We start from the raw sequence: 23,766 nt of genomic DNA on the forward strand, positions 1-23,766 counted from the left end.
TTGTACAGGGCAGGCGTGTGCCTGGCCGCAATTGACTCCTGACGCAAACCGCGTAAAAGCCGGCATCGAACGGGATCATTTTCGATGCGCGGCCTTCTGATGGCTCTTCTTGCCTTCGACTTCCCCGGCCACAATCATGGGGCCGGGCGCGTCGGCGCGTCTTACCGTTCCAGCAAAACCATGGCCAAAAAAACCACCACCACGGTGTGATTCCCTTGGCCTAACCACCCTCTCCCGGGTCCGGCCCGGGGGACGGACCCGCATTGGCCGGCGGGTTTTCTCCAAAAACCAAGCGGAGAGGGACAGGAGATTTCTGATGAGTTTCAAGGTTGCGGTAGTCGGCGCCACGGGCAATGTGGGTCGCGAAATGCTCAACATACTGGAAGAGCGCGGCTTTCCGGTAAGCGAAGTCGTGGCGCTGGCCTCGCGGCGCAGCCAGGGCACCGAAGTGTCGTTCGGCGACCGTTCGCTGAAGGTCAAGACGCTCGACCAGTATGATTTTTCCGACACCGACATCTGCATCATGTCGGCCGGCGGCAACGTCTCGAAGGAGTGGTCGCCGAAGATCGGCAAGCAGGGCTGCGTCGTCATCGATAACTCGTCGGCCTTCCGCTATGATCAGGACGTGCCGCTGATCGTGCCGGAAGTGAACCCGGATGCGATCTCGCTGTTCACCCGCAAGAACATCATCGCCAATCCGAACTGCTCGACGGCGCAGCTGGTCGTGGCGCTGAAGCCGCTGCACGATGTCGCCACCATCAAGCGCGTCGTCGTCGCCACCTATCAATCGGTATCCGGCGCCGGCAAGGAGGGCATGGACGAACTCTTTACACAGACCCGCGCGGTGTTCGTCGCCGATGGCGTCGAGGTCAAGAAGTTCACCAAGCGCATCGCCTTCAACGTCATTCCGCATATCGACGTCTTCCTCGACGACGGCTCGACCAAGGAAGAGTGGAAGATGGTCGCGGAGACCAAGAAGATGCTCGACCCCAAGATCAAGCTGACGGCGACCTGTGTGCGCGTGCCGGTGTTCATCGGCCATTCCGAAGCCGTCAACATCGAGTTCGAAAAGCCGATCACCGCCGACGAGGCGCGCGATATCCTGCGCGAAGCGCCGGGCTGCCAGGTCTTGGACAAGCGCGAGGATGGCGGCTACATCACGCCGCTTGAATCGGCCGGCGAGGACGCCACCTTCATCTCGCGCATCCGCGAGGATTCGACCATCGACAACGGCCTGTCGATGTGGATCGTCTCCGACAATCTGCGCAAGGGCGCGGCGCTCAACGCGGTGCAGATCGCCGAGCTTCTGGTCGAGCGCGGCCTGATCCAGCCGAAGAAGAAGGCGGCCTGACGGCTGGTTTGTTTTCGCTCACGGGGTTCGGCCTTCGGCCGATTCCGTTTATTCGCTCACGGGCCGTATCGCCGCTGCCGCGGCGGGCCCTCCGCGGGGGCGCCGGAAAGCCGGCGGCCCGCAGTCGCGGGCTCGGCCTTCGGCCGAAGCCTTCCTTCTCCCCGTTCACGGGGAGAAGGTCCCGGCAGGGGGATGAGGGCAGCGCTGACCTCTGTTGAGAAACGCCTTTGAACGATCCCACCAAAATCGTGCTGCGCCCCGCCACGGCTTTGGATGCCGCGACCATCGCCATTGTCATGCGGGCCGCACTTGGCTCGTTCTCCTGGATGCCGGTCATCCACACGCCGGATGAGGATCTTGCCTTCATCCGCGAGATCGTGCTGTCCCGGCAGCAGGTGACGGTCGCCGAGGCCGGCACGGCATTGTCGGCTTCATTGCCCTGAGCGGCGATTGGGTGGAACAGCTCTATCTCGACCCCGCCTGGATGGGGCAAGGCATCGGCAGCCGGCTGCTGGTGCAAGCGACCGCCGCGCTACGGATCGTTAAACTGCATTGTTTCCAGGCCAACACCGACGCGCGTCGCTTCTACGAGCGCCATGGCTTTCGCCCCGAGGCGTTCGGCGCGGGCACCACCAACGAAGAAGGCCTGCCGGATATTCTCTACGTGCGTCGAGCTTGATATTCAGCCGGCGTTATCCTTGGCCAGTTGGCGCAATAACTCCATCGCTTCCTCGGCCCGCTCAGCGGGCACGAACAGATGGTCATGATAGAAAGCAGAGACCGGATTGACGCCCATGCCGGCGGCGGCCAGCCGGGCGGTGATGGCGGCGAGGAAGCCGACGGCTTCCAGCGAGGAGTGGACGTTCAGGGTGATCATGCGGCAGCGGAAGGCGGACTGCAGCCCGGCGGCCTGGTCTTCGGGCAAGATCAGCGTCGTGCCCTCCTTCTCGCGAAACAGCATCACCGGATTGAGCGTCTCGGGAACCGGTGCACCGGGGACCAGGGTGGCGAAGACATGGACGCCGGGAAGCAGTTCCGGCGTCATCGCCGCCAGCAGCTTTTTCAGATCAGTCTCGCCGGCCATTCGCTCGTCTCTCGCCCAGCCCTATCAATAGCCGTGACTGGTGGATGTCGATAGTCCGTCAAGGTCGAGGGACAGCACCCCCCTCTGCCCTGCCGGGCATCTCCCCCGCAACGAGGGAGATCGGCGGTTTCGATGCTCCGCTCATTCATGGAACATTGCCGAAGCGGTCGAGCGTGTAATCTCCCCCCTTGCGGGGGAGATGGCCGGCGGGCCAGAGGGGGGTGTGAAGGATCGCCACGCAGCGGCTTTTGCTTGCTGCTACCCAAAAAGAATCCGCACCCTGTAGGATCGCCGCCCCATCGCTCGTCCTTGGTCCGAAGCCAGCAAACGGCTCGAACCGCTTAGGAGGGAACACCCGTGAGTATTTCTCAAACCATGCCCGTCTCATCGGGCGCCCTGTGGACCGGCCGCGTGCTCAGCGGCCTCATCATCCTGTTCATGATCTTCGACGGCGTCATCAAGCTGCCGCCGCTCGATGTCGTCACCCAGACCATGGTGCCGCTCGGCTGGCCGGCCGATGTCAATGTCGCGCGCACGCTCGGCATTATCGGGCTGATCTCGACCGCGCTCTATGCGCTGCCCCGCACCTCGGTGCTCGGCGCCATCCTGCTCACCGGCTATCTCGGCGGCGCCATCGCCACAAACATGCGCGTCGGCAGCCCGTTGTTTTCGCACACGCTGTTTAGCGTCTATCTCGGCATCATCCTGTGGGGCGGTCTCTATCTGCGCGACCCAAGCGTGCGCGCCCTGATCCCGTTCAGCCGTTAAGCGAGGAGAAAAACATGCTCAGCACCATTCTCATCCTCCTGGTCGTCATCATCGCCGCCGTGCTCATCTATGCGGCGACGAGGTCGAATGATTTCGTCACCGCCCGCACCGCCAGCATCAAGGCCGCGCCGGAAGCGATCTTTCCGCTGATCAACAATTTCAAGCAGTGGCCGGAATGGTCACCCTACGAAAAGCTCGACCCGCTGATGAAGCGCACGCTGTCGGGCGCTGATGCCGGCAAGGGCGCCGCCTACGCCTGGGAAGGCAATGCCAAGGCCGGCAAGGGACGCATGGAGATCGTCAATTCCGTGCCATCCTCGCTGGTGTCGCTGAAGCTCGACTTCGAGAAGCCGTTCCGGGCCAGCAACAGCGTCGACTTCACCCTGAAGCCCTCGGGCGACACCACCGCAGTCACCTGGGCAATGCGCGGCAGCCGGCCCTTCATTGCCAAGCTGATGGGCCTGTTCATGAGTTTCGATACGCTGATCGGCAAGGATTTCGAGGCTGGCCTCGCCAATCTGAAAAAGGCAGCCGAAAGGTAGAAAAGCCTGGATTTTCAACAAGCTCGGCGGCGGTCGGCACGAATGTGACCGGCGCGGACACCGCGATCTCTCACGTCATCGGGATCAAATCAGCCGTCTGGGAGTTAGAGCCGTGGCGGCGAGGACGGCGATCCGCGTGAGAGAGGAACGATAATGAAAAGAGCGATGATCATTCTGGTACTGGCGACCGCGCTGGGCGCGTGCTCGCAAACCGAAAAGGGTGCCGCGGTCGGCGGCCTCGGCGGCGCGGCGGTTGGCGCAGCTGTGGCAAATGATCCGGTTCAGGGCGCCGTCGTCGGCGGCGCCGTCGGAGCCGTGGCCGGCGCGCTGATCGGCCGTGCCAGCGAAAGCGGTCAATGTCGCTACCGCGGCCGGAACGGGCGCACCTATATCGCCAGCTGCCCCGACGGTTATTGAACACAGCCAGGTCCAACATCGGAAACCGGCGGCTATAGATCGCCGGTTTCGCTGTTGCCCAAGGCAGCTGGACCATGGCTGCCTGCGCTACAGCAATCCCCGGATATGCTCCCAAGCCAGGCGGCCCAGGCGCGTGTCGGCGTCGTCATTCCCGCCATGGGCATGCAGCCTCGAGCGCGGCGTGATTTCGCCCGGCAGCAGAATGCGGTGGCCGGCGTCGGGCACTGAGACGAGGCAGGTGGTCATTGCGGTGTCCTGGCGACGCCGAACGATCGACTGGGCAAAATCCAGCGATGGCCATAGCGCGTCGTCGCCGCCCGCAACCAGAACAATGTCGCCTGAAATAGCTTCGACGGGAATGGCAGCCTTGGCCGCTGCGTCCTTGAAGGTTTGCAAGGCACGCAGGAAGAGCCCCCGGTAGGACACCAGACCATCGACATACTCAGCGTTCCAAGCGGGATTGCTTGGGACAAACGGCAACGGAATCCCCTCGAGCGTCCACGACGATCGTTCCGGCCAGCTGACGCCGTCGCGGCCCGGCCCGATATTGCCCCAGACCACCGATGTCGGGCTGATCGCAACCACGAGGCCGATGCGTGGATCGTGAGCCGCCGCAAGCAGGGAGGCCTCGGCGCCTTTCGAGGTCCCGACATAGACGATGCGCCGGCATCCCATCTGGACAAGATAGTCGGTCGCCGCGAAAAACGTTTCGAGCGGGATCTCGCAAATGCCGGGCACCTGACCTTCGCCGTCAAACCATTGCAGCGCGAGAGCGGATGCTCCTTCCTTGGCAAAGAGCCGGGCGCGGGTGACGTCGATGCGGCCGCTCGATCCGCTGAGCACGACGACGCCTGTCGTGGCGCCGGCGCATCGCAACAGCGTTCCGGCTACGCCGCCGAAAAGGGTCTCTTCCGTGACGGTCCGCTCAGTCATCTTTCGTTCGAACGCATATGACATCGCCGCACATTAGCAAAACGGCGGGCACAGGCCCGCCGTTTTGTCGATGCGATGACGCGATGCTTATTCGGCGGTGGCGGCTTCCGCTTCGGCCGGGGCTGCAGCAGCGGCGGCAACGGCGGCGGCAGCGTCTTCCTGGGCCTTCTTCAGCAGAGAGGCGCGTTCCTGCGCCTTCTTGCCGGGCTCGGCCTTCTTCGGGTTGGAGCGGGCTTCGCGCTTGAGGAGGCCGGCCTCATCGAGGAAGCGCAGCACGCGGTCGGTCGGCTGAGCGCCGTGCGACAGCCAATGCTTGACGCGGTCGGCGTCGACCTTGACGCGCTCGCCGTCCTTGGGCAGCAGCGGGTTCCACGAGCCGATCGACTCGATGAACCGGCCGTCGCGCGGCGAACGGGCGTCGGCAATGACGACGTGGTAGTAAGGGCGCTTCTTCGAGCCCGCACGGGCCAGTCTGATCTTCAAGGGCATTTCATTTCTCCTAAATTTCTGATTTCAGTGTTGGGTTAATGGCTTTGTCTGGTGCAGGTCGTTGTCCCAAAACCGCTGCGCACTTTTGGGCGACATGCACTTTGTTAGCCGGTTTTGCTTGCGCCGTTGGACGCGGCGATCTGCTCGTGATGGCGGATCACTTCGCGGACGACGAAGTTGAGGAATTTTTCCGCGAAATCGGGGTCGAGATGAGCGTCCTTCGCCAGCTGGCGAAGGCGGGTGATCTGCTCCTGCTCGCGCGCCGGGTCGGCGGGCGGCAGGCCATGCTCGGCCTTGAGCACGCCGACCGCCTTGGTGCAGCGGAAGCGCTCGGCCAGCATATGAATGAGGGCGGCGTCGATGTTGTCGATCGAGGCGCGATAGCCGGCCAGGATGGTGCGTGCGTCGGCCATGTCTTTTTCTTCGTTCATAGCGTCCTCACTTCTTCTTGCTGAGGCCGGGCAGACCACCGCCGCCAAGGCCGGGAAGCTTCATGCCGCCGGGCAGACCGGGCAGGCCACCGCCGCTCGGGGCGGGCAGGCCCTTCATGCCGCCAAGGCCGGGCATCTGCTTCTGCAAGGCTTCGAGCTGCTTGGGATCCATCTTGGATAGGTCGGGCATGCCGCCACCCATCATGCCGCCGGGGCCACCCGGCATCATGCCGCCGAGGCCCATCTTGGAGGCAAGGCCGCCCATCATGCCGCGCATCAGGCCGCCGCCTTTGCCCTTGCCGCCCATCGCCTTCATCATGTCGGCCATGCCGCGATGCATTTTCAAGAGCTTGTTGATCTCGGCCGCATCCGTGCCTGAGCCGGCGGCGATGCGCTTCTTGCGCGAATGTTTCAGCATGTCCGGATTGGCGCGCTCGGCCTTGGTCATCGACGAGATGATGGCGAGCTGGCGGCCGAACATCTTGTCGTCGAGGCCGGCGGCGGCCATCTGGTCCTTCATTTTGCCCATGCCGGGCATCATGCCCATGATGCCGCCCATGCCGCCCATTTTCGACATTTGCTGAAGCTGGCCGGCAAGGTCGTTCAGGTCGAACTTGCCCGACTGCATCTTCTTGGCCATCGCCGCCGCCTGCTCGGCGTCGATGTGTTCGGCGGCCTTTTCGACCAGCGAGACGATGTCGCCCATGCCGAGGATGCGGTCTGCAATACGCTTGGGGTGGAATTCCTCCAGCCCGTCCATCTTTTCGCCGGTGCCGATCAGCTTGATCGGCTTGCCGGTGACGGCGCGCATCGAAAGCGCGGCACCGCCACGGCCGTCGCCGTCCATGCGAGTCAGCACCAGGCCGGTGATGCCGACGCGCTCATCGAAGCTTTTGGCAAGGTTGACGGCGTCCTGGCCGGTCAGCGAATCCGCGACCAGCAGGATTTCGTGCGGGCTCGACATCTTCTTGATGTCGGCCATCTCCACCATCAGCGGCTCATCGATATGGGTGCGGCCGGCGGTGTCGAGGATGACGACGTCATGACCGCCGAGCTTGGCTGCTTGGACGGCGCGCCTGGCGATGTCGACCGGGTTCTGGCCGGCAATGACAGGCAGCGTCGCGACTTTGACCTGCTCGCCGAGCTGGCGCAGCTGCTCTTGTGCCGCGGGCCGCCGCGTGTCGAGCGAGGCCATCAGAACCTTCTTGTTCTGGCGCTCGGTCAGGCGCTTGGCGATCTTGGCGGAGGTCGTCGTCTTGCCGGAGCCCTGCAGGCCGACCATCATGATGACGACCGGCGCCGGCGCATTGAGGTCGATGGCGACGCCCTCGGCGCCGAGCATGTCGACCAACTCGTCATGGACGATCTTGACGACCATCTGTCCGGGCTTGATCGACTTGACGACAGCCGCGCCGACGGCCTTCTCGCGCACCTTGTCGGTGAAGGAACGCACCACTTCCAGCGCAACGTCGGCTTCGAGCAGCGCACGGCGCACCTCGCGCAACGCCGCCGAGACATCAGCCTCCGACAGCGCGCCGCGGCCTGTCAGGCCGTTCAGGATGGAGCCAAGGCGCTCCTGAAGTGATTCAAACATTGGTCAACCCGCCGCGCGAGAGCGCCTTGGATTCATGGTGATCCCTGTCGGGCCGATGGCCCTCCACGCCTCTTGTGCGCTCCTGCAGCGATTCAAACATTCCGCTTCCTTTTTCTCAGGCACCCCGATGGTGCCCGAGAGGTAGTGCGTTCGCGCCGCTCATCCAAGCAAAGCTCAAAACCAAAAAGCACCCGGGGGCGCTCAGCGCTGCCGGGTGTTGGCCTCCAGGATCTGTTTACAGCACCCACCTCAAAAGGTTTTGGCGTCCTGGTCGGCTTGCTCGGAGGGATACTCGTCGCGGATTTCGGGGCTGTAGACAGGAAATCGGCCGAAGAGTCAAGACAAGGGCGGCTTCCCGGTCTCTGGATCGGTCCCTGTTTAGTTCACCCTGCATCCCGAGGGTCGGCCGTAACCTTCAGCGGCGAGCGCGGGTGCAGAAGCAGCAGGATCGTCAGCAAGGTGCAGACGATACCGATGGCGGCGATGATGACGGCATCCGTCGTCGTCCAGTCCGGACCTTCCAGCGGCTTGGCGTTGAACAGGGCGAAGGAATTGTAGTTCTCCTGATGCGAGATCAGCAGGAAGCCGGTGAGATTGTTGCCGAGATGGGCGCCGAAGGCGGCGCCGAGATTGCCGGTGACATAAACCACCAGCGTCAACAGCAAGGCGAAGGCGGCGATCGAGGCCAGCACGCAGGCGTTGATGGCGGGGCTCGAGCCCGGGCTCCAATGCAAGGAGGTGAACAGCAAAGCGGGCAATAGCGCCCACACGTAAGGGCTCTCGAAGCGCCTGGCCAGGCCGCGCAGCAGATAGCCGCGAAACAGCATCTCCTCGGACGAGGTCTGCAGCAGGGTCAGCGCCACGATCGGGAGCAGGAACAGCAGCCAGGTCGACAGGTTGATCGTGCCGCGGGCGATTTCGGGCTGTAGCCAGTAGAGCAGGATTTCGGAAAGCGCCGATGTGATCAGCACCGCAACCAGGCCCTTGAGGAAGCCCGACAAGGACACGCGGCGACTGGCGCCGAAAAGCGCCGAGAGCGGCTCGCCATGGACGAAACGCATGGCAAGCCAGAGGCCGAGCCAGATGCCGGTAAACGAGGTGAGTGCGGTGAGTATGCCGATGGGCGAGGCCAGAAAGCCCTGAAGCGGCCCGCGCGGATCGTCCGGCAATACATGCCAGACGATCGCGACATAGGTGCCGCCAAGCACCACAACCAGGGTGATCGCCACCCAGAACAGGACGACGACCGCCGTTCCAATTATCAGCCGCGGCAGGTTCGTCTTTTCGGTGGCCGTGTTGCGATAGCGCTCGAAGGCGGCTGGATCTGATATCACGCGAGTTCCTCTGCCGAACGCATCGGGTCGCATGATCTAGGGGATCGTCGGCTCTCGCGCAATTGCTGCTGTTCAGCGACCCTTTTGCCGCCCTCAGCCTCGGCAGGAGGGCGGCACGAGTTCACTTGTCATTCTTTCCAGGCAAAATCAGCGCACGACGTACATGATGCGCCGTGTTTGCGGGTCGACCAGCGCCTGCTGGCCATTCACATAGACGTAGCGGTAGCGGTAGTCGGGGATTTCGCGCAGTTCGACCGTGTCGGGCAAGGTGGCACCGGTCACCACCTCGCCCTCGAGATAGACAGGATCGAGCCGGTGCGTGCTGACATAGGTGCCGACTTCCGCCGGTGGCCTGTCGATGGCGTCGACGGGGCCGTCGTCGGACAGAATCGCACCGGTATAGGTATCGGGATAATCATCCTGCGGCGGTGTAACCACGGTGATGGCGGCGTCGGCGGGGCGGCGTGTCAGAACGACCCGGTTGCCGCCGAAATCGGCCGTGACATAGTCGGAATAGACCCAGCCCTGGCCTCCGGCTTCGGCAATGGTGCACCATTTGCTGTTTTCGATGCAGCCATTGAGCGTCGCCGACTGGCCGGCGGCGAGCACGCCGATCACGGGATATTGCGGGCCGGGGCCGGCGCGCACATTAAGATCGGTGACGGCCGAGACGGCGGTATCGGCGAGTGCCGCACCCGACATCGCGACAAGCGCCCCGGCGACGGCCGGAAACAATATGCGTCTCATGGTTTCTCTCCCTTTCATGGTCCCTCGCGACACCCAACGAAACCAGAGCGCATGCGTTCCGGCTAAAATACCGACGCCAGCTCACGATTTGTTCCGGTTTCTTTCGGCAAACCGGTCAAAAGCTCATGCACGAAGCTGAGTTTCTGCGCCGTCACGTCCGAAATGACGAAGGGATAAAGATCGGGCAGGCCCATGCAGCGGTTGATCGAGTTGGAGGCTTCCGAGAGTACCAGCCAGCGGGCGAGAATCTTTCCGAACGGCTCGGGCACGGCGTTGGGTTCCGCGGGCGCCGCCTGCAACCGGCCGCCGGTGTCGCCTTGCGGCAGCACATTGGTCTCCATCGTCTCAAGCTGGCCGAGTGGAAAATTCAGCGCGTGCACCATCTCCAGCGTGTCGGTGATGTGGAGATGGTGCGCCCAGGTCTCGGCCCAGTCCTCCCATGGATGCGACGTCGCATAGGCGGAGATGTGGTTCTGCTGCCAGTCGGGCGCAGCGCCATTGGCGTAATAGGCCTTCAGCGCCTGCTCGTAGTCCGGGCGTTCGTCGCCGAACAGCGCCCGGAAGGCTTCGAGCCGTTGCGGCACGTCGCGGATCAGCCGGTCCCAGTAGTAATGGCCAAGCTCATGACGGAAATGACCGAGCAGCGTGCGGTAATTTTCGCCCATCTCGACGCGCCGCCGCTCGCGCTCGGCCGAGTCCGCCTCGGCGACGTTGAGCGTGATCAGGCCGTTGTCGTGGCCGGTAAGGATGCGTTCGCCGCCGGGACCGCCGCCGATCGGATCGGCAATGAAGTCGAAGGCGAGGCCGATTTCATCGCCGGGGTTGTGCTTGGGCGCTACCGGAAGGCCGAAGGCGAGCAGCGAATAGACGGCGCGCTTCTTGGCCGCCTCGACGCGAATCCAGCGGCGGCGGTTGCCGTCGACGGAGAGGTCGGGGATCAGCTGGTTCAGCACGCAGGCGCGGCAGTAGGTATGGCCCGGTTCGGCCATCCAGTTGCAGGCGCATTCATCCGCATTGGTGCAGTGGAAGATGCCGTCGACATCAGACAAGGCAAAGCGCGCATGCTCGGGATCGTAAAGCACGAGACTCCCGCAATTCAGGCACTGCGCATTCTCGAAGTAGAGGCGGTGGCCGCAATGCGGGCAGTCGAACAGTTTCATGTCGATCTCGATGCGTCAGGCGTTGGCGTATGGCGTCAGAGGAGGAATATGGTGCGGAGCGGCGCCTCGCCCAAACGCCCGCCACGGGCCGCCGTTCCATGCCCCCGTCACCTCTTTTTACCCGAGCAGCGAATTCGCCTGCCCGGCGCCGGGCGTTTCGGCCACAATAAGCACTTGATCGTAAGCAAATTCCGCTGCATTGGCCAGGGTAGCGCCGGGGGTACGGTGACAATGGCGCGTTTCGCTGGCAAGTTCGCAACCGGGACGTGATTCAGGCAATCAGGAGAGAAAGCATGGCATTGCTTGCCAAGGGAAAGATTATTGCTGCCGCGGTGGTCGCGGTACTCGCGCTGGCGACGGGCGCGCAGGCGGCGGCCAGCTGCGGCAAGACCGGCGCGGGCTTCGAAGCGTGGAAGCAGGACTTTGCCGCGCAGGCCAGGTCCGAAGGTGTTGGTGGGAAGGGTCTGGCTGCTCTGGCCGGTGCCAGCTACGCGACAAAGACAATCTCCGTCGACCGCGCCATCCACAAGGCGTTCAGCGGTTCGGTGGACGCCTTCATGAAGCGCCGTGGCGGAGCTGCGATCATTTCCAGGGGCCGTGCGCTGAAGAAGTCGAATGCGGCGATGTTCGACAGGATCGAGAGCAATTACGGGGTGTCGCCGGGCGTGTTGCTGGCCATCTGGGGCATGGAAACCGGCTTCGGAGCCTCCCTGGGCAACCAGAACACGGTCTCCGCCATTCTGACGCTTGCCTATGATTGCCGTCGCCCGGGGTTCTTTTACCCGCACGCCATTGCGGCGCTGAAGCTGGTCGATCGCGGCGCGCTGAGCGCCTCGTCGGTCGGCGCTGCGCATGGCGAGATCGGCCATACGCAGTTCCTGCCCGGCAATGTCCTGAAGTATGGCGTCGGCAACGGAAATCTGCGCGACAAGGCGACGGCCTTGGCTTCGACGGCCAACTTCCTCAAGGCTCATGGCTGGCGGGCGGGTGCGAGCGCGAGTGCGAATATGGGGGCCATCGCCGGCTGGAATTCCGCCAGCGTCTACCAGCAGGCCATCGCCCAGATCGCCGACGCGATCGACGGCGGCTGACAGAAATATCCAGATCGAAGAACGGAAAGCCCGGCCATGCGCCGGGCTTTTTGTTGGTGCGTGAGGCAAGAGCGGCGAGCGCCTGGGTTCCTCAATTGCCCACGTAGCCGCCGCCCGACGGGCATTTCTCGGAAGCGGGAACCTCGAAGGAGCCGCTGTAAACATTTGAGCAGGTACGGAACTTGGAGTTCCTCCGCATTGGCGGAACCGCCTTTGGCCTGCCCTCTATATCGATTTTGGTCGGTTGGTCGAGCTGAGCGTAGCCGCTCACTGGGCATTTGCGGGAAGCGGGAATCTGGTAGGTACCGGTAATACCGTTGCAGGTACGGAAGTTGGAGTTCCGCGGCGCTGGCGCGGCCCTGGCAGCCGCCTTTGACTTGCCCTTGATGACCAGCCATATCTCGGTGGGCAGGTCTAGCTGCACTCTGTTCAAATCGGAGTAGCTGATCCGCCCGCTGCGGACCCCTTCGCCAAGGCGCTGGCAGAACAGGGCTGGCATGCGCTCCTGCGAGACGCCCATGAAAGAGGCGATTTCGTGCTTGAACGTGATGCTCCACAAATGGACTGCGGAGATGCACCCGTCCTGCTCGCGTTTCGCGGCCGCCTGCGAGGACTGGCATCCGGTAAAGACGATGGCCGCCGCAAGCATGAGAAAAATGGCGTTTTTCACGATCAGAATCCCTCGTCCCGCGAAGGAATTTAGATGAGGCTTTTAAAAGGTCAAACGGAAACCATGTCAGCCAGCTTGGCCTCTTATATTAGAGGTACCAAATAAAAACCCTGCGTGACCGCCGGGTTTTCCTGGAACACTAGTTTGGTTCACCCTTGCGGCTCCTTGCCGCCAGCGTCCTCAGCCGCAGCGCATTGAGGCGGATGAAGCCGGCGGCGTCCTTCTGGTCGTAGGCGCCGCGGTCATCCTCGAAGGTGACCAGCGCGTCGGAATAGAGCGTCTTCTTTGACTTCCGGCCGGTGACCATGACATTGCCCTTGTAGAGTTTCAGGCGCACCGTGCCTTCGACGTCTTCCTGGCTCTTGTCGATCATCGCCTGCAGCATCAGCCGCTCGGGCGAGAACCAGAAGCCGTTGTAGATCAGCTCGGCGTAGCGCGGCATGAACTCGTCCTTGAGGTGGCCGGCGCCGCGGTCGAGCGTGATCGATTCGATGGCGCGGTGGGCGACGATGAGGATGGTGCCGCCGGGGGTCTCGTAGACGCCGCGCGATTTCATGCCGACGAAGCGGTTCTCGACCAGATCGAGCCGGCCGATGCCATTGTCGCGGCCAAGATCGTTAAGCGCCGTCAGCATCTCGGCCGGCGACAGCTTCTTGCCGTTCAGCGCAATCGGATCGCCCTTCAAAAATTCGATCTCGATCTCGGTGACCTTGTCCGGCGCGTCCATCGGCGAGACGGTGCGCTGATGGACGAATTCCGGCGGCTCGCTCCACGGGTCTTCCAGCACCTTGCCCTCGGAAGAGGAGTGCAGAAGGTTGGCGTCGACCGAGAACGGCGCCTCCCCCCGCTTGTCCTTGGCCACCGGGATCTGGTGCTGCTCGGCGAAGTTGATCAGGTCGGTGCGCGACTTGAACGACCAGTCGCGCCACGGCGCGATGACCTTGATGTCGGGATTCAGCGCATAGGCCGACAGCTCGAAACGCACCTGGTCGTTGCCCTTGCCGGTGGCGCCGTGCGCAATGGCATCGGCGCCGACCTCCTGGGCGATCTCGACCAGGTGCTTGGAAATCAACGGGCGGGCGATCGAGGTGCCGAGCAGGTAGGTGCCTTCATAGACGGCGTTGGCGCGAAACATCGGGAAGACGAAATCCGAGACGAATTCCTCGCGCACATCGACGACGCGGATATCCTTGATGCCCATCATCTCAGCCTTCTGGCGCGCCGGCTCCAGCTCGCCACCCTGGCCGAGATCGGCGGTGAAGGTGACGACTTCGGCGCCGAGCTCGGTCTGCAGCCATTTCAGGATGATGGAGGTGTCGAGACCGCCGGAATAGGCGAGCACGACCTTCTTGACGTCTTTTGTCTTGGGCATTGCTGGGGACATTTTGGCGGTTCCGCGCGTGAGTTTCGCGGGCGAGGTATCACGGCATTTCCGGCCAGCGCAAGGGATGAACGGGCGCCGGCCGCCGCAGCCGCTGGACCAGATGCGACGCCAGTCAGTTGCTGGCGTGAGCGGGGAGGCTGCGTTATAGACCGACGATCATTCGCCAGGGGCACCGATGTCCTTCATTCCCGACACCACAACACTGATCCAGTTCGCCATCGCCACCATGATCCTGGCGATCACGCCGGGGCCGGATATGACGCTGTTCGTCTCGCGAACACTGAGCCAGGGCCGCGCCGCCGGCTTTGCCTCGCTGGCGGGTGCTCTGTTCGGCACGCTGATCCATACAACTTTGGTGGCGGTCGGCATCTCGGCGCTGATCGTCGCCTCGCCGATGGCCTTCCTGGTGCTGAAAATCTTCGGCGCCGCCTATCTGGTGTTCCTGGCCTGGCAGGCGATGACCAAGGGCTCGGCGTTTTCACCGCAGAAGAAGAACGGGCCGCAGATTTCGCTGTTCCGCAGCTGGGCCGCCGGACTCGGCGTCAATTTGCTCAACCCGAAGATCATCCTGTTCTTCATGACGTTTCTGCCGCAGTTCGTCTCGGCTCACGATCCGAACGCGCCGGGAAAACTGTTCTCCCTCGGCCTCATGTTCATCGTGCTGTCGATCCCTGTGACGGCGCCGATGGTGTTTGCCGCGGAAAGGTTTTCGGCGGCGATGAAGGCCAGCCCGCGCGTAACGCGGGTCGTCGACTATCTCTTTGCCGGTGTGTTTTCGGCCTTCGCGCTCAAGATCCTGACCGCTCAGGCGAAGTAGCGGCCTGCCACCAGCTTCCGGCCCAGCGGCCGGCGCTTAGCCAGTAGAAGATGCCGCCGACCATGCCGCAGCCGATCACCGCGGCGATGGCGCGCGGTTCGGTGACGTCGAAATCCACGTTCTGGTGGACGAAGCCGAGGAAGGCCGCGGCCACCAAGCCGCCCGCGAGTGCATAGAACAGCCAGTCGCGGCGGCTGAGGACCTCGGAGATCAGGATTGCGACCACCGCCGGTATGAAAGCGAAATAGGCGACAAACAGCGCCACGAACGGGATCGAAAAATACAGCGCCGCGGCCGCCGCTGGGTGCGCATCGTCCGGCATATAACCGACGGAAGCCAGGAACAGCACGTTGAGAAAGGCGCTCGCCGCCAATGAGGCGACGACATAGCCGAACAGGATGACAGCGAAACGGAGGATATAGGCGAAGAGGCGGCTCACGCCTCGCCATGCCCCGCAATCATCATGGCTTCCAGCGCCAGGCGGTCGACTTTGCGCATGCGTTCGGATTCGGATTTGAGCTGCCCGCAGGCGGCCAGGATGTCGCGGCCGCGCGGCGTGCGGATCGGCGAGGCATAGCCGGCATTGTTGATGTAGTCGGCAAATTTCTCGATCGTCTCCCAGTCCGAGCACTGATAGTTGGTGCCCGGCCACGGGTTGAACGGGATCAGATTGATCTTGGCTGGAATGCCTTTGAGCAGCTTGATCAGCCCCTTGGCGTCCTCGATGGAATCGTTGACGTCCTTCAGCATCACATATTCGAAGGTGATGCGCTTGGCGTTGGACAGGCCGGGATAGGCGCGGCAGGCCTCGATCAGTTCCTTCAGCGGATACTTCTTGTTGATCGGCACAAGCAGGTCGCGCAGATCGTCATTGGTGGCGTGCAGCGAGATCGCCAGCATGACCCCTATCTCCTCGCCGGTGCGGAAGATCTCGGGCACCACGCCGGAGGTCGAGAGCGTAATGCGGCGCTTCGACAGCGACAGTCCGTCGCCGTCGGAGGCAATCAGCAGCGCCTTCTTCACCGCCTCGAAATTGTAGAGCGGCTCGCCCATGCCCATCATGACGACGTTGGAGACTTTTCTGCCCTCGGCAGGGACGATGGCGCCGTCGGGTGTGTCGCGGTCGGGGAAATCGCCGAGCCGGTCGCGGGCGGTGAGCAATTGCGCCAGGATCTCTTCCGCCGTCAAATTGCGCACCAGCTTCTGCGTGCCGGTGTGGCAGAACGAACAGGTCAGCGTGCAGCCGACCTGCGAGGAGATGCAGAGCGTGCCGCGGCCTTCTTCGGGGATGTAGACGGTCTCGATCTCGACGGGACGGCCGGCACCGCGCGGCGGAAAGCGGAACAGCCACTTGCGCGTGCCGTCGGAGGAAATCTGCTCCTCGACGATTTCGGGCCGGGCGACGGTAAAATGCTTGTCGAGTTCGGCGCGCAGATCCTTGGAGATGTTGAACATGCCGGCAAAATCGGAGACGCCGCGCACATACATCCAGTGCCAGAGCTGCTGGGCGCGCATTTTCGCCTGGCGCTCGGGCACGATGCCGGCACTGACAAGGGCTTCACCGAGCTCGGCCCGGGTCAGGCCGATCAGCGACGGCTTCTCGGGCGTGGCGCGAGCGCGCAACGCGTCGCGTGCGCCCTCAGTGGTGAGATCGAAGGAAAGGGTCATATCAGCGCCAATATAAGCGAATTGCGGCCGATTTCATCCATCGTGCCGAAAAGAAGCGCGGCGCATAGCACAGGTTGCGGCGAGAGTCATGCGGCGGGAACCGCGCTAGCCTACTTGCACTTGGCGATCGACGTCAGCGCGGCCGAGATGCCTTTCAGCGAAAACACATAGGTCGTCGGATTGCCGCGGCCAGACTTCGCCGAGACCTTCATGTCGGTGCCGGTCTTCATGGCGGCGATCAGCACCGGCTCTTCGGCGGCGTTCTCGACCCAGGCCGACTTGCCGCGGGTGAACATCGAGAACGTCTTCTTGTCGATGGTGACGGTGGCCTTGGAGCCTTCCTGGAATGTGTAGCCGGCGATGAATTGCGGCTCGTAGGACACTTGCTGGCCCGGCCGCTGGCTGACGAAGAAGAACATGTCGCCGTGATCGAGCGTCGGCGGCTGCTTGTCGGTCGGCACGGTGAGCACATAGCAGACCTTGCCGCCCTGCGCCTGGTAGCTGTAGGTGCCCCAGGCATTGTGCTGGCCGATCTTGGTCGCCTGCTGCGCCAGCGCCGGCGCGGCAAAAGCCACCAGGACCAGGCTCGAGACTAGTGCAATCAATCCGCGCATCGCTTTTCCCGTATTCCAAATGGTGCGGGGCAGGCCGGCTTGGCGTCCTGCCCGTCGCTTCATTTTGATTTAATCTGGGTTACCAAACGGTGAATTTCCCTCGGAAAAGGACATTCACCCATGGAAACCACCGCCATTCCGCGCCGCTTCTTGAAAAAACGGCTTTCGCAATGTCCCTGCGGCGACTTGGAGGCCACGAAAGCGGCAAGAGTTTGACTTTTCCAACGGCCGCAGCGGAACCCGAAGCCAAGCCGCTATCGTCCTGTTTGAGCGGAGGATTTCTTCTGAACCCAGTTGCCAACGCGACGCCGATTCAGCTCTTGTCGGCGATCGCCTCCTTGGCGGCCTTGCGGTGCGCAGGGGTGATATGGGCGCTTACCGTGGAGATCGCGGCGGTCAGCACGGCGATGTCGTCGGTGAAGCCGAGGCCGAAGACGAAATCGGGTATGACGTCGACCGGCAGCACGAAATAGCCAAGCGCTGCCAGCAATATGCCCTTGGCACGCAAAGGCGTCTTCCTGTCGAGCGCGCAATAATAGCCGGCGACGACCTCTTCCATGAACGGAATCTGCCGGGCGGCCTTCTTGGCCGTGCGCCAGAATTTGGCGCGCACTTCACTCTCGTCGCTGAGCTTGCTGCCGAAGCCGAAGAAATCAAAACCGGGCTGCTGCGCCATCAATCCTCTCCTTGCCGGCCGTCGCGCTACGCGTTGCGCGCGGCCGCCACGGAAAATGTGGTGAAAGTCCCGGTCCACTGCAAGAGGATGGCGCCGATTTGGCGTTGCCGCCCAGCGTTCAGCCGCCAGCATACCCATTCATCTTCTTGGCCAGCGCGATGTCGAGCGCAGTGACACCACCGGCATCATGGGTGTTGAGCGTCACGTCGACAGTCTTGTAGACGTTCGACCAGTCGGGATGATGGTCCATCTTCTCGGCGGCCAGCGCGACGCGGGTCATGAAGGCGAAGGCTTCGGAAAAATTCTTGAAGACAAAGCTGCGCTTGATGGAGGCGCCATCGGCTGCCTGCGACCAGCCAGGCAGTTCGGCCAGTGCGGCGGCGATGGCGTCCTTGCTGAGTTTCTCTCTCTTCATGATGATTTCCCGTGCTATCCCAGATATCGACCCTCACCATAATGCAAGTCGCCCAAAAGTCCTTTGCGTTTTGGGCTTCCAAATGCACGAACGGCGCATATCGAATGAGCGTAAAGCCGATAAATTCCATACTCTTCGTCTGCCTCGGCAACATCTGCCGTTCACCCCTGGCCGAAGGCGTGTTTCGCGCCGTGCTGGCGGAGCGCGGCCGCGACATGGTGCTGGACGATATTGTGCTGGACTCTGCGGCGACCGGCGGCTGGAACCTCGGCGAAGCGCCCGACCCGCGCTCGATCGCGATTGCGGCCCGCCACGGCATCGACATATCAGGGCAGCGGGCACGCAAGGTCAGGCCGGAGGATTTTTCGCGCTTCGACCTGATCCTCGGCATGGATCGGCAGAATGTCCGCGACCTCAAGGCGTTGGCGCCGGCCGGTGCGCGGGAACGTATTCATCTCTTGGCAGAGTTTGCGCAGAGCAAAACCCGCGACGTGCCAGATCCCTATTATGACGGGGCCGAAGCGTTCGCTTCGGTCTACCGCATGATCCGCGAAGCGTCGGAGGCGCTGGCGACGAGGTTGGTGGCGCGGGCGTCGACGCCGGAGAGCGGCCACGCCTCCTCGACAATGTAGGGACCGCCGCCGACCGAATCGCGCGACGACATCAGCACGAAGCGGCCGACGCGAAACGGCAGCGTCGAAAAATTGCCGCGCGCCGACAGGTACTGGGCGACGTCGAGCGGGCTCGAATTGCGCAAGCGTGCCAGCGTAACATGCGGGGTGAACTTGCGCGGGTCGGCGGGCAGGCCGAGCCGCTGGCAGATGCGGTCGATTTCGCCTTGCAGCGCCGAAAGGTCGGGCGAGGCGAAGACGCCGGCCCAGACGGCGTGCGGCTTCTTCTGGCCGAACGCGCCAACTCCGGACAGGGTGAGCGAGAAGGATGGGCGGTGCACCCGGTCGAGCGCGTTGGCGATTTCGTCGGCGACATGGCCTTCGACGTCGCCGATGAAGCGCAGCGTCAGATGGTAGTTTTCGACATCGATCCAGCGGGCTCCGGGCAGGCCGCCCCTGAGCAGGGACAGCGAAAGAGCGGCGTCACGCGGTATTTCGAGGGCGGTGAAAAGACGCGGCATGGTGAGCCTCCCTTCCTCGAATCGAACTGTGCCCCTAGCGAATCATCGATAGTCAAACGGGGCAAGTGGTTTGTTGGTTGCAGGCATTTTTACGAACAGGCGCCTCCAAGCGATGACTAAGCACTATTGCCGTGCCGCTTCGGCGCTTGCATTACCCAGATGCTGCATATGCTCTTCGAGCGCAGCATGAATGACTCGGGTCATCGGCAGCCCGGTCTTTTGTTTCAAAGTTCGCGCGAGGCGAACGCCGCGTTATTCTCGTCAGGCCGGCGTTCAACCGCCACCCTGAACTGCCGCAACAGCCTTCTCCACGGCGGGCAGGATGCGCTCGACCATCACTGCGACGCCCTTCGGATTGGGATGCAGGCCGTCCTCCAACTGCAGGCCGGACTGTCCGGCGACGCCATCGAGAAAAAACGGATAGAGCGGCACATCGTATTTCGCGGCCAGCTTTGGATAGATCGCATCGAAGGCGTTCTGGTAGTCGGCGCCGAGATTGGGAGCGGCGCGCATGCCGGCCAAAAGCACCGCGATCTTGCGCGCTTTCAGCTTCGCCAGCATGTCGTCCAGGTTCTTTTCCGTAATGCTGGGCGAGACGCCGCGCAGCATGTCGTTGGCGCCGAGTTCGAGGATAACCAGCCTTGTCCCATCCGGCACCGACCAGTCAAGCCGCGCCAAGCCGCCGCTCGAGGTGTCGCCTGAAACGCCGGCGTTGGCTACGGTGACGTCATGGCCTTTGGCGCGCAGCGCAGCTTGCAATTTGTCGGTAAAGCCATCGCCAGGCCCGAGGCCGAAACCGGCCATCAGGCTGTCGCCGAACCCGACGATGGTGAACGTCTCGGCGCGTACCGACGAAATGGCGCCGCAAAGGGTGACGAAAAAGACGAGCCCTGCGGCATTCAAGCGTTTGAAAGATATCTTGCGTTTGAAAGACATGTGGCAGGCCCCATATACCCGAGGAATTCTTCCGGCGACGGCTTCCGGCAAGCAGAGCCTTCATCCTGATATAGGACGCTTTAATTGTGACAGAAGCCGTCATCGCGCTTAAAGACATATCCCTGACCCTGGGCCAAGGGGCTTCGTCTGTGCATGTGCTGAAAGGCGTCAGCCTTGACGTGACGCGCGGCGAGGCGACCGGCATTGTCGGCCCTTCGGGTTCCGGCAAGTCGACCTTGCTGATGGTGCTGGCCGGGCTGGAGCGGGTCGATTCGGGCACGGTGCGCATTGCCGGCGAATTGCTGAACGGCCAAATCGAGGATCAGATCGCCTCGTTTCGGGGCCGAAACATAGGCATCGTCTTTCAGTCCTTCCATCTCATTCCCAACATGACGGCGCTCGAAAATGTCGCGGTGCCGCTGGAACTGGCCGGCCATGCCGATCCGTTCGGCGTCGCCGCGCGGGAGTTGGCGGCCGTCGGCTTGAGCGATCGCGTCACCCACTATCCGGGCGAGCTGTCCGGCGGCGAACAGCAGCGCGTGGCAATCGCCCGCGCGCTGGCGCCGTCGCCGCGCATTCTGATTGCCGACGAGCCGACCGGCAATCTCGACCAGGCGACGGGGCGGCAGGTCGCCGACCTTTTGTTCGCCAAAGCGGCCGAGCGCGGCATGACCTTGGTGCTGGTCACGCACGATCCGGCCCTTGCGGCGCGCTGCTCGCGCCAGGTGTCGATGCGCTCCGGCCGCATCGAGGATGCGCCGGTAGCGCAGGTCAAGGTGCCGGCCTGATGCCACTGTCGCAGACGCTGAAGCTCGCGTTCCGCTTCTCGCTGCGCGAGATGCGCGGCGGGTTGTCGGGTTTCCTGATCTTCCTTGCCTGCATTGCGCTCGGCGTCGCTGCAATCGGCGGGGTCAATTCGGTGGCGCAGGCGATCACCGCAGGCTTTGCAGACCAGGGCCAGACGCTGCTTGGCGGCGACTTGCGCTTCCAGCTCAACCAGCGCGATGCGACGCCAGCCGAAAGCACCTTCCTCGACCGCCTCGGCACTGTGTCGCACAGTGCCAATATGCGCTCGATGGCGCGGCTGGAAGACGGCTCCGACCAGGCGCTGGTCGAGGCCAAGGCCGTCGACGACGCCTATCCGCTCTATGGCGCGATCGAGACCGCGCCGCAGCTTGGCAGAAAGGATTTGTTCGGCGAGAAATCAGGCGTCTTTGGCGCCGCCGCGCCCGACCTGTTGTTCGACCGGCTGAATGTGGAGATCGGTGACCGGCTGAAGGTCGGCAGCGCGACATTCGAATTGCGGGCCAGGCTGGTGAGCGAACCGGATGCGGTGTCGGACGGTTTCGGCTTCGCGCCGCGGCTGATGGTCTCGACCGCGGGGCTTGCCGCGTCCGGCCTGATCCAGCCGGGCAGCCTGGTCGAGAATGCCTACAAGGTTCGGCTGCCGGCCGGCGCCAGCCAAGCCGATCTCAAAGCCATCCAGGATCGGGCGGCGAGCGATTTCCCTGAAGCCGGCTGGTCGATCCGCACGCGTTCCAATGCGGCGCCGGCGCTGTCGGCCAACATCGAGCGCTTCTCGCAATTCCTGACGCTGGTCGGGCTGACGGCGCTGGTAGTCGGCGGCGTCGGCGTTGCCAATGCGGTGCGCGCCTATCTCGACGGCAAGCGCGGCGTCATCGCCACCTTCAAGAGCCTTGGCGCCTCGGGCGGCTTCGTCTTCACCGTCTATCTCGTGCAAATCCTGATGATCGCCGGCCTCGGCATCGCGCTTGGCCTCATCCTCGGCGCCGCCATGCCGTTTGCAGCCAGCGCTGCGCTCCAGTCGGTCATTCCGGTGCCGGCTGAAGGCGGCTTCTATCCCGGTGCGCTGGCTCTTGCCGCGCTGTTCGGGCTGCTGGTGACGCTGGCCTTCGCGCTGTTGCCGCTCGGCCGCGCCCGCGATGTGCCGGCGACCGCGCTGTTTCGCGAAATGGGTTTTGAGGGCCGAGGCTTTCCACGCCTGCCCTATCTTGCCACGGCGGTCGGCATCGCGGTCGCTTTGGCGGCGCTCGCCATCCTGTTTTCCGGCGACCGGCGCATCGCCTTGATCTTCGTCGGCGCGACGGTCTTTGCCTTTCTGGTGTTGCGCCTGGTCGGTGCGCTGGTGCAGTGGGTGGCGCGCAAAAGCCCGCGTGTGCGCTCGGTCGCGCTCAGGCTCGCCATCGGCAACATCCACCGGCCCGGCGCGCTGACGCCGTCCGTCGTGCTGTCGCTGGGCCTCGGGCTGACGCTTTTGGTGACGCTGGCGCTGATCGACGGCAATCTCAGGCAGCAGATCTCCGGCAGTCTGCCGGAACGGGCGCCGAATTTCTTCTTCGTCGACATCCAGAATAGCGAGGTCGATGCCTTCTCGACATTGATCGGCAATGAGGCGCCGAAGGGAACGCTGGTCAAGGTGCCGATGCTGCGCGGCCGGGTGATGGCGCTGAACGGCGTTAGTGTCGACAAGGCCAATGTGCCATCGGAAGGCGCCTGGGTGCTGCGCGGCGATCGCGGCCTGACCTACGACGCCAAACAACCGGCCAATGCGACATTGACCGAGGGCAGCTGGTGGCCGGAGAACTACAGCGGCGAACCGCTGGTCTCGTTCTCCAACGATGAAGGCAAGGCGCTCGGCCTGAAGCTCGGCGATACCGTCACCGTCAATGTGCTCGGACGCAATGTGACGGCCAGGATCGCCAATTTCCGAGAGGTGCAATGGGAGACGATGGGCATCAACTTCGTCATGGTGTTCTCGCCCAACACTTTTGCAGGCGCGCCCCATGGCTGGCTGGCGACGCTGACCGAAAAGGATGCCACGGCAGCAGAGGATGCCCGCCTGCTCAACGCCGTCACCCGCGCCTTCCCGGCGGTGACGACAGTTCGGGTCAAGGACGCGCTCGACGTCGTCAACCGGCTGGTCGGCCAGCTCGGCACGGCGATCCGGGCCGCGGCCGGCGTGGCGATGATCGCTTCGGTGCTGGTGCTGGCCGGCGCGCTCGCCGCGGGAAATCGCGCCCGCATCCACGATGCCGTGGTGCTGAAGACGTTGGGCGCCACGAGGCGCACGCTGATCGCGGCGTTTTCGCTGGAATACATGCTGATCGGCCTGGCCACCGCGGTGTTTGCGTTGGCTGCCGGCGGCATCGCCGCCTGGTACATCGTTGCCCGCATCATGACGTTGCCGTCGCATTTCATGCCGGAGGTGGCAGTGGCGACCTTGGTGTTTGCGCTGGTGATCACGGTCGGCATCGGCCTTGCCGGCACCTGGCGGGTGCTCGGGCACAAGGCGGCGCCGGTGCTGCGCGACCTCTAGGCCCAAAACGGCAAGGTTGGCCGAATCTGCCGTTTCCGATTAAATCTTGGTAATGTGCAGTCATGGAAGCCCAAGAAAACCGGCTTCCGGAGATTCACCAAGCGTTGCAGCCCGTTACGGTCTTGTTCTTGACGTCAAGAACCATCATATTTCGCCACAGGCATGCTGGAGCCCCG

The 23,766-nt window shown here is 63.4% G+C and carries 29 protein-coding genes; 12 read left to right on the forward strand and 17 right to left on the reverse strand.

From position 1 onward, the window contains the following. Nucleotides 1-84: 84 nt before the first annotated feature. The 4 genes from NLY33_RS06155 to NLY33_RS06170 all read left to right on the forward strand — a co-directional run bounded on the left by NLY33_RS06155 (nucleotide 85) and on the right by NLY33_RS06170 (nucleotide 2,030). A complete protein-coding gene (locus NLY33_RS06155) occupies nucleotides 85-210 on the forward strand; it encodes a hypothetical protein (RefSeq protein WP_023671697.1) in 126 nt (41 codons plus the stop codon). Nucleotides 211-316: 106 nt separating this feature from the next. Next, the gene (locus tag NLY33_RS06160; RefSeq protein ID WP_023671698.1) at nucleotides 317-1,351 is read left to right on the forward strand and encodes an aspartate-semialdehyde dehydrogenase; all 1,035 of its coding nucleotides are present in this window, start codon (nucleotides 317-319) and stop codon (nucleotides 1,349-1,351) included. 227 nt (nucleotides 1,352-1,578) lie between these two features. Continuing rightward, complete coding sequence (locus NLY33_RS06165) at nucleotides 1,579-1,794, forward strand: GNAT family N-acetyltransferase (protein ID WP_023706770.1); 216 nt, start codon at nucleotides 1,579-1,581, stop codon at nucleotides 1,792-1,794. Nucleotides 1,795-1,805: 11 nt separating this feature from the next. Next, nucleotides 1,806-2,030 (forward strand): GNAT family N-acetyltransferase, encoded by a 225-nt coding sequence (locus NLY33_RS06170; protein WP_023706769.1) that lies wholly within the window; start codon nucleotides 1,806-1,808, stop codon nucleotides 2,028-2,030. 3 nt (nucleotides 2,031-2,033) lie between these two features. On the opposite strand, the gene NLY33_RS06175 is transcribed toward NLY33_RS06170, so the two are convergent. Beyond that, nucleotides 2,034-2,435, reverse strand: a complete 402-nt coding sequence (locus tag NLY33_RS06175; RefSeq protein WP_023694551.1) for an ACT domain-containing protein — start codon at nucleotides 2,433-2,435, stop codon at nucleotides 2,034-2,036. A gap of 357 nt (nucleotides 2,436-2,792) precedes the next feature. Between NLY33_RS06175 and NLY33_RS06180 the strand changes: the two genes are divergently transcribed. The 3 genes from NLY33_RS06180 (at nucleotide 2,793) to NLY33_RS06190 (ending at nucleotide 4,162) form a co-directional block, all read left to right on the forward strand. Beyond that, nucleotides 2,793-3,203, forward strand: a complete 411-nt coding sequence (locus tag NLY33_RS06180) for a DoxX family protein (RefSeq protein WP_023687655.1) — start codon at nucleotides 2,793-2,795, stop codon at nucleotides 3,201-3,203. Nucleotides 3,204-3,217: 14 nt separating this feature from the next. Next, nucleotides 3,218-3,745 carry an SRPBCC family protein gene (locus NLY33_RS06185; RefSeq protein ID WP_023706768.1) on the forward strand — a complete coding sequence of 176 codons (528 nt, stop codon included), beginning with the start codon at nucleotides 3,218-3,220 and terminating at the stop codon, nucleotides 3,743-3,745. A 153-nt stretch (nucleotides 3,746-3,898) separates the two neighbouring features. Beyond that, nucleotides 3,899-4,162, forward strand: coding sequence for a YMGG-like glycine zipper-containing protein (locus NLY33_RS06190; protein WP_023687657.1), 264 nt, complete (start codon nucleotides 3,899-3,901; stop codon nucleotides 4,160-4,162). An 87-nt stretch (nucleotides 4,163-4,249) separates the two neighbouring features. Here the strand turns inward: NLY33_RS06190 and NLY33_RS06195 are convergent, their stop codons facing one another. The 7 genes from NLY33_RS06195 to NLY33_RS06225 all read right to left on the reverse strand — a co-directional run bounded on the left by NLY33_RS06195 (nucleotide 4,250) and on the right by NLY33_RS06225 (nucleotide 10,850). Beyond that, the gene (locus tag NLY33_RS06195; RefSeq protein ID WP_023709357.1) at nucleotides 4,250-5,095 is read right to left on the reverse strand and encodes an acyl-CoA thioester hydrolase/BAAT C-terminal domain-containing protein; all 846 of its coding nucleotides are present in this window, start codon (nucleotides 5,093-5,095) and stop codon (nucleotides 4,250-4,252) included. A gap of 87 nt (nucleotides 5,096-5,182) precedes the next feature. Beyond that, a complete protein-coding gene (rpsP, locus tag NLY33_RS06200) occupies nucleotides 5,183-5,584 on the reverse strand; it encodes a 30S ribosomal protein S16 (protein ID WP_023671705.1) in 402 nt (133 codons plus the stop codon). A 104-nt stretch (nucleotides 5,585-5,688) separates the two neighbouring features. Continuing rightward, nucleotides 5,689-6,015: a chorismate mutase gene (locus NLY33_RS06205; protein ID WP_023671706.1), complete on the reverse strand. Its 327-nt coding sequence runs from the start codon at nucleotides 6,013-6,015 to the stop codon at nucleotides 5,689-5,691. A 7-nt stretch (nucleotides 6,016-6,022) separates the two neighbouring features. Next, complete coding sequence (gene ffh / locus NLY33_RS06210; RefSeq protein WP_023706766.1) at nucleotides 6,023-7,609, reverse strand: signal recognition particle protein; 1,587 nt, start codon at nucleotides 7,607-7,609, stop codon at nucleotides 6,023-6,025. Nucleotides 7,610-7,992: 383 nt separating this feature from the next. After that, the gene (locus tag NLY33_RS06215; RefSeq protein ID WP_023706764.1) at nucleotides 7,993-8,943 is read right to left on the reverse strand and encodes a CPBP family intramembrane glutamic endopeptidase; all 951 of its coding nucleotides are present in this window, start codon (nucleotides 8,941-8,943) and stop codon (nucleotides 7,993-7,995) included. A gap of 147 nt (nucleotides 8,944-9,090) precedes the next feature. Next, nucleotides 9,091-9,690, reverse strand: coding sequence for a DUF1236 domain-containing protein (locus NLY33_RS06220; RefSeq protein ID WP_023683834.1), 600 nt, complete (start codon nucleotides 9,688-9,690; stop codon nucleotides 9,091-9,093). A 62-nt stretch (nucleotides 9,691-9,752) separates the two neighbouring features. Continuing rightward, nucleotides 9,753-10,850, reverse strand: a complete 1,098-nt coding sequence (locus NLY33_RS06225; protein ID WP_023706763.1) for a zinc-binding metallopeptidase family protein — start codon at nucleotides 10,848-10,850, stop codon at nucleotides 9,753-9,755. A 293-nt stretch (nucleotides 10,851-11,143) separates the two neighbouring features. Here NLY33_RS06225 and NLY33_RS06230 point away from each other — a divergent pair, with 293 nt between their 5' ends. Then, complete coding sequence (locus tag NLY33_RS06230; protein WP_023671711.1) at nucleotides 11,144-11,941, forward strand: lytic murein transglycosylase; 798 nt, start codon at nucleotides 11,144-11,146, stop codon at nucleotides 11,939-11,941. Between the two features lie 91 nt (nucleotides 11,942-12,032). On the opposite strand, the gene NLY33_RS06235 is transcribed toward NLY33_RS06230, so the two are convergent. Both NLY33_RS06235 and NLY33_RS06240 read right to left on the reverse strand, forming a co-directional pair. Beyond that, nucleotides 12,033-12,611, reverse strand: coding sequence for a hypothetical protein (locus NLY33_RS06235; RefSeq protein WP_023698860.1), 579 nt, complete (start codon nucleotides 12,609-12,611; stop codon nucleotides 12,033-12,035). A gap of 139 nt (nucleotides 12,612-12,750) precedes the next feature. Beyond that, on the reverse strand, nucleotides 12,751-13,983 hold the full coding sequence (locus NLY33_RS06240; RefSeq protein ID WP_023706761.1) for an argininosuccinate synthase: 1,233 nt from the start codon (nucleotides 13,981-13,983) through the stop codon (nucleotides 12,751-12,753). Between the two features lie 187 nt (nucleotides 13,984-14,170). On the opposite strand from NLY33_RS06240, the gene NLY33_RS06245 reads away from it, so the two are divergent. Continuing rightward, nucleotides 14,171-14,812, forward strand: a complete 642-nt coding sequence (locus NLY33_RS06245) for a LysE family translocator (RefSeq protein WP_023706760.1) — start codon at nucleotides 14,171-14,173, stop codon at nucleotides 14,810-14,812. On the opposite strand, the gene NLY33_RS06250 is transcribed toward NLY33_RS06245, so the two are convergent. The 5 genes from NLY33_RS06250 to NLY33_RS06270 all read right to left on the reverse strand — a co-directional run bounded on the left by NLY33_RS06250 (nucleotide 14,784) and on the right by NLY33_RS06270 (nucleotide 18,185). Beyond that, complete coding sequence (locus NLY33_RS06250; RefSeq protein ID WP_023694539.1) at nucleotides 14,784-15,251, reverse strand: hypothetical protein; 468 nt, start codon at nucleotides 15,249-15,251, stop codon at nucleotides 14,784-14,786. The two genes, NLY33_RS06245 and NLY33_RS06250, sit on opposite strands and share 29 nt — an antisense overlap. After that, a complete protein-coding gene (rlmN, locus tag NLY33_RS06255) occupies nucleotides 15,248-16,480 on the reverse strand; it encodes a dual-specificity RNA methyltransferase RlmN (RefSeq protein WP_023671717.1) in 1,233 nt (410 codons plus the stop codon). The genes NLY33_RS06250 and rlmN overlap by 4 nt, the downstream gene beginning before the upstream one ends. 110 nt (nucleotides 16,481-16,590) lie before the next feature. Continuing rightward, the gene (locus NLY33_RS06260) at nucleotides 16,591-17,094 is read right to left on the reverse strand and encodes an invasion associated locus B family protein (RefSeq protein ID WP_023671718.1); all 504 of its coding nucleotides are present in this window, start codon (nucleotides 17,092-17,094) and stop codon (nucleotides 16,591-16,593) included. Between the two features lie 313 nt (nucleotides 17,095-17,407). Then, on the reverse strand, nucleotides 17,408-17,770 hold the full coding sequence (locus NLY33_RS06265) for a YkvA family protein (protein WP_023706759.1): 363 nt from the start codon (nucleotides 17,768-17,770) through the stop codon (nucleotides 17,408-17,410). A gap of 118 nt (nucleotides 17,771-17,888) precedes the next feature. Then, a complete protein-coding gene (locus tag NLY33_RS06270) occupies nucleotides 17,889-18,185 on the reverse strand; it encodes a 4a-hydroxytetrahydrobiopterin dehydratase (RefSeq protein ID WP_023706758.1) in 297 nt (98 codons plus the stop codon). Between the two features lie 104 nt (nucleotides 18,186-18,289). Here NLY33_RS06270 and NLY33_RS06275 point away from each other — a divergent pair, with 104 nt between their 5' ends. Beyond that, on the forward strand, nucleotides 18,290-18,817 hold the full coding sequence (locus NLY33_RS06275; RefSeq protein WP_023708751.1) for a low molecular weight protein-tyrosine-phosphatase: 528 nt from the start codon (nucleotides 18,290-18,292) through the stop codon (nucleotides 18,815-18,817). On the opposite strand, the gene thpR is transcribed toward NLY33_RS06275, so the two are convergent. Next, nucleotides 18,721-19,317: an RNA 2',3'-cyclic phosphodiesterase gene (gene thpR / locus NLY33_RS06280; protein ID WP_023683839.1), complete on the reverse strand. Its 597-nt coding sequence runs from the start codon at nucleotides 19,315-19,317 to the stop codon at nucleotides 18,721-18,723. The two genes, NLY33_RS06275 and thpR, sit on opposite strands and share 97 nt — an antisense overlap. A gap of 273 nt (nucleotides 19,318-19,590) precedes the next feature. Beyond that, complete coding sequence (locus NLY33_RS06285) at nucleotides 19,591-20,253, reverse strand: arylesterase (RefSeq protein WP_023706756.1); 663 nt, start codon at nucleotides 20,251-20,253, stop codon at nucleotides 19,591-19,593. 86 nt (nucleotides 20,254-20,339) lie between these two features. Here NLY33_RS06285 and NLY33_RS06290 point away from each other — a divergent pair, with 86 nt between their 5' ends. Further along, the gene (locus NLY33_RS06290) at nucleotides 20,340-21,041 is read left to right on the forward strand and encodes an ABC transporter ATP-binding protein (RefSeq protein ID WP_023709354.1); all 702 of its coding nucleotides are present in this window, start codon (nucleotides 20,340-20,342) and stop codon (nucleotides 21,039-21,041) included. Next, entirely contained in the window at nucleotides 21,041-23,590 is a 2,550-nt protein-coding gene (locus tag NLY33_RS06295; protein WP_023708752.1) for an ABC transporter permease, read from the forward strand. The genes NLY33_RS06290 and NLY33_RS06295 overlap by 1 nt, the downstream gene beginning before the upstream one ends. Nucleotides 23,591-23,766 lie beyond the last annotated feature (176 nt).

It is taken from the genome of Mesorhizobium sp. C432A, assembly GCF_030323145.1.
Classification (GTDB): Bacteria; Pseudomonadota; Alphaproteobacteria; order Rhizobiales; family Rhizobiaceae; genus Mesorhizobium.

Bases quoted from the DNA above. Each gene is read 5' to 3' on its own strand.
- NLY33_RS06175 (WP_023694551.1), bottom strand. From the start codon at position 2,435: ATGGCCGGCGAGACTGATCTGAAAAAGCTGCTGGCGGCGATGACGCCG.
- NLY33_RS06240 (WP_023706761.1), bottom strand. From the start codon at position 13,983: ATGCCCAAGACAAAAGACGTCAAGAAGGTCGTGCTCGCCTATTCCGGC.
- NLY33_RS06185 (WP_023706768.1), top strand. From the start codon at position 3,218: ATGCTCAGCACCATTCTCATCCTCCTGGTCGTCATCATCGCCGCCGTG.
- NLY33_RS06245 (WP_023706760.1), top strand. From the start codon at position 14,171: ATGTCCTTCATTCCCGACACCACAACACTGATCCAGTTCGCCATCGCC.
- NLY33_RS06225 (WP_023706763.1), bottom strand. From the start codon at position 10,850: ATGAAACTGTTCGACTGCCCGCATTGCGGCCACCGCCTCTACTTCGAG.
- NLY33_RS06155 (WP_023671697.1), top strand. From the start codon at position 85: ATGCGCGGCCTTCTGATGGCTCTTCTTGCCTTCGACTTCCCCGGCCAC.
- NLY33_RS06285 (WP_023706756.1), bottom strand. From the start codon at position 20,253: ATGTCTTTCAAACGCAAGATATCTTTCAAACGCTTGAATGCCGCAGGG.
- NLY33_RS06195 (WP_023709357.1), bottom strand. From the start codon at position 5,095: ATGACTGAGCGGACCGTCACGGAAGAGACCCTTTTCGGCGGCGTAGCC.
- thpR (WP_023683839.1), bottom strand. From the start codon at position 19,317: ATGCCGCGTCTTTTCACCGCCCTCGAAATACCGCGTGACGCCGCTCTT.
- ffh (WP_023706766.1), bottom strand. From the start codon at position 7,609: ATGTTTGAATCACTTCAGGAGCGCCTTGGCTCCATCCTGAACGGCCTG.
- NLY33_RS06260 (WP_023671718.1), bottom strand. From the start codon at position 17,094: ATGCGCGGATTGATTGCACTAGTCTCGAGCCTGGTCCTGGTGGCTTTT.
- rlmN (WP_023671717.1), bottom strand. From the start codon at position 16,480: ATGACCCTTTCCTTCGATCTCACCACTGAGGGCGCACGCGACGCGTTG.
- NLY33_RS06275 (WP_023708751.1), top strand. From the start codon at position 18,290: ATGAGCGTAAAGCCGATAAATTCCATACTCTTCGTCTGCCTCGGCAAC.
- NLY33_RS06220 (WP_023683834.1), bottom strand. From the start codon at position 9,690: ATGAGACGCATATTGTTTCCGGCCGTCGCCGGGGCGCTTGTCGCGATG.
- NLY33_RS06265 (WP_023706759.1), bottom strand. From the start codon at position 17,770: ATGGCGCAGCAGCCCGGTTTTGATTTCTTCGGCTTCGGCAGCAAGCTC.
- NLY33_RS06205 (WP_023671706.1), bottom strand. From the start codon at position 6,015: ATGAACGAAGAAAAAGACATGGCCGACGCACGCACCATCCTGGCCGGC.
- rpsP (WP_023671705.1), bottom strand. From the start codon at position 5,584: ATGCCCTTGAAGATCAGACTGGCCCGTGCGGGCTCGAAGAAGCGCCCT.
- NLY33_RS06190 (WP_023687657.1), top strand. From the start codon at position 3,899: ATGAAAAGAGCGATGATCATTCTGGTACTGGCGACCGCGCTGGGCGCG.
- NLY33_RS06160 (WP_023671698.1), top strand. From the start codon at position 317: ATGAGTTTCAAGGTTGCGGTAGTCGGCGCCACGGGCAATGTGGGTCGC.
- NLY33_RS06270 (WP_023706758.1), bottom strand. From the start codon at position 18,185: ATGAAGAGAGAGAAACTCAGCAAGGACGCCATCGCCGCCGCACTGGCC.
- NLY33_RS06230 (WP_023671711.1), top strand. From the start codon at position 11,144: ATGGCATTGCTTGCCAAGGGAAAGATTATTGCTGCCGCGGTGGTCGCG.
- NLY33_RS06295 (WP_023708752.1), top strand. From the start codon at position 21,041: ATGCCACTGTCGCAGACGCTGAAGCTCGCGTTCCGCTTCTCGCTGCGC.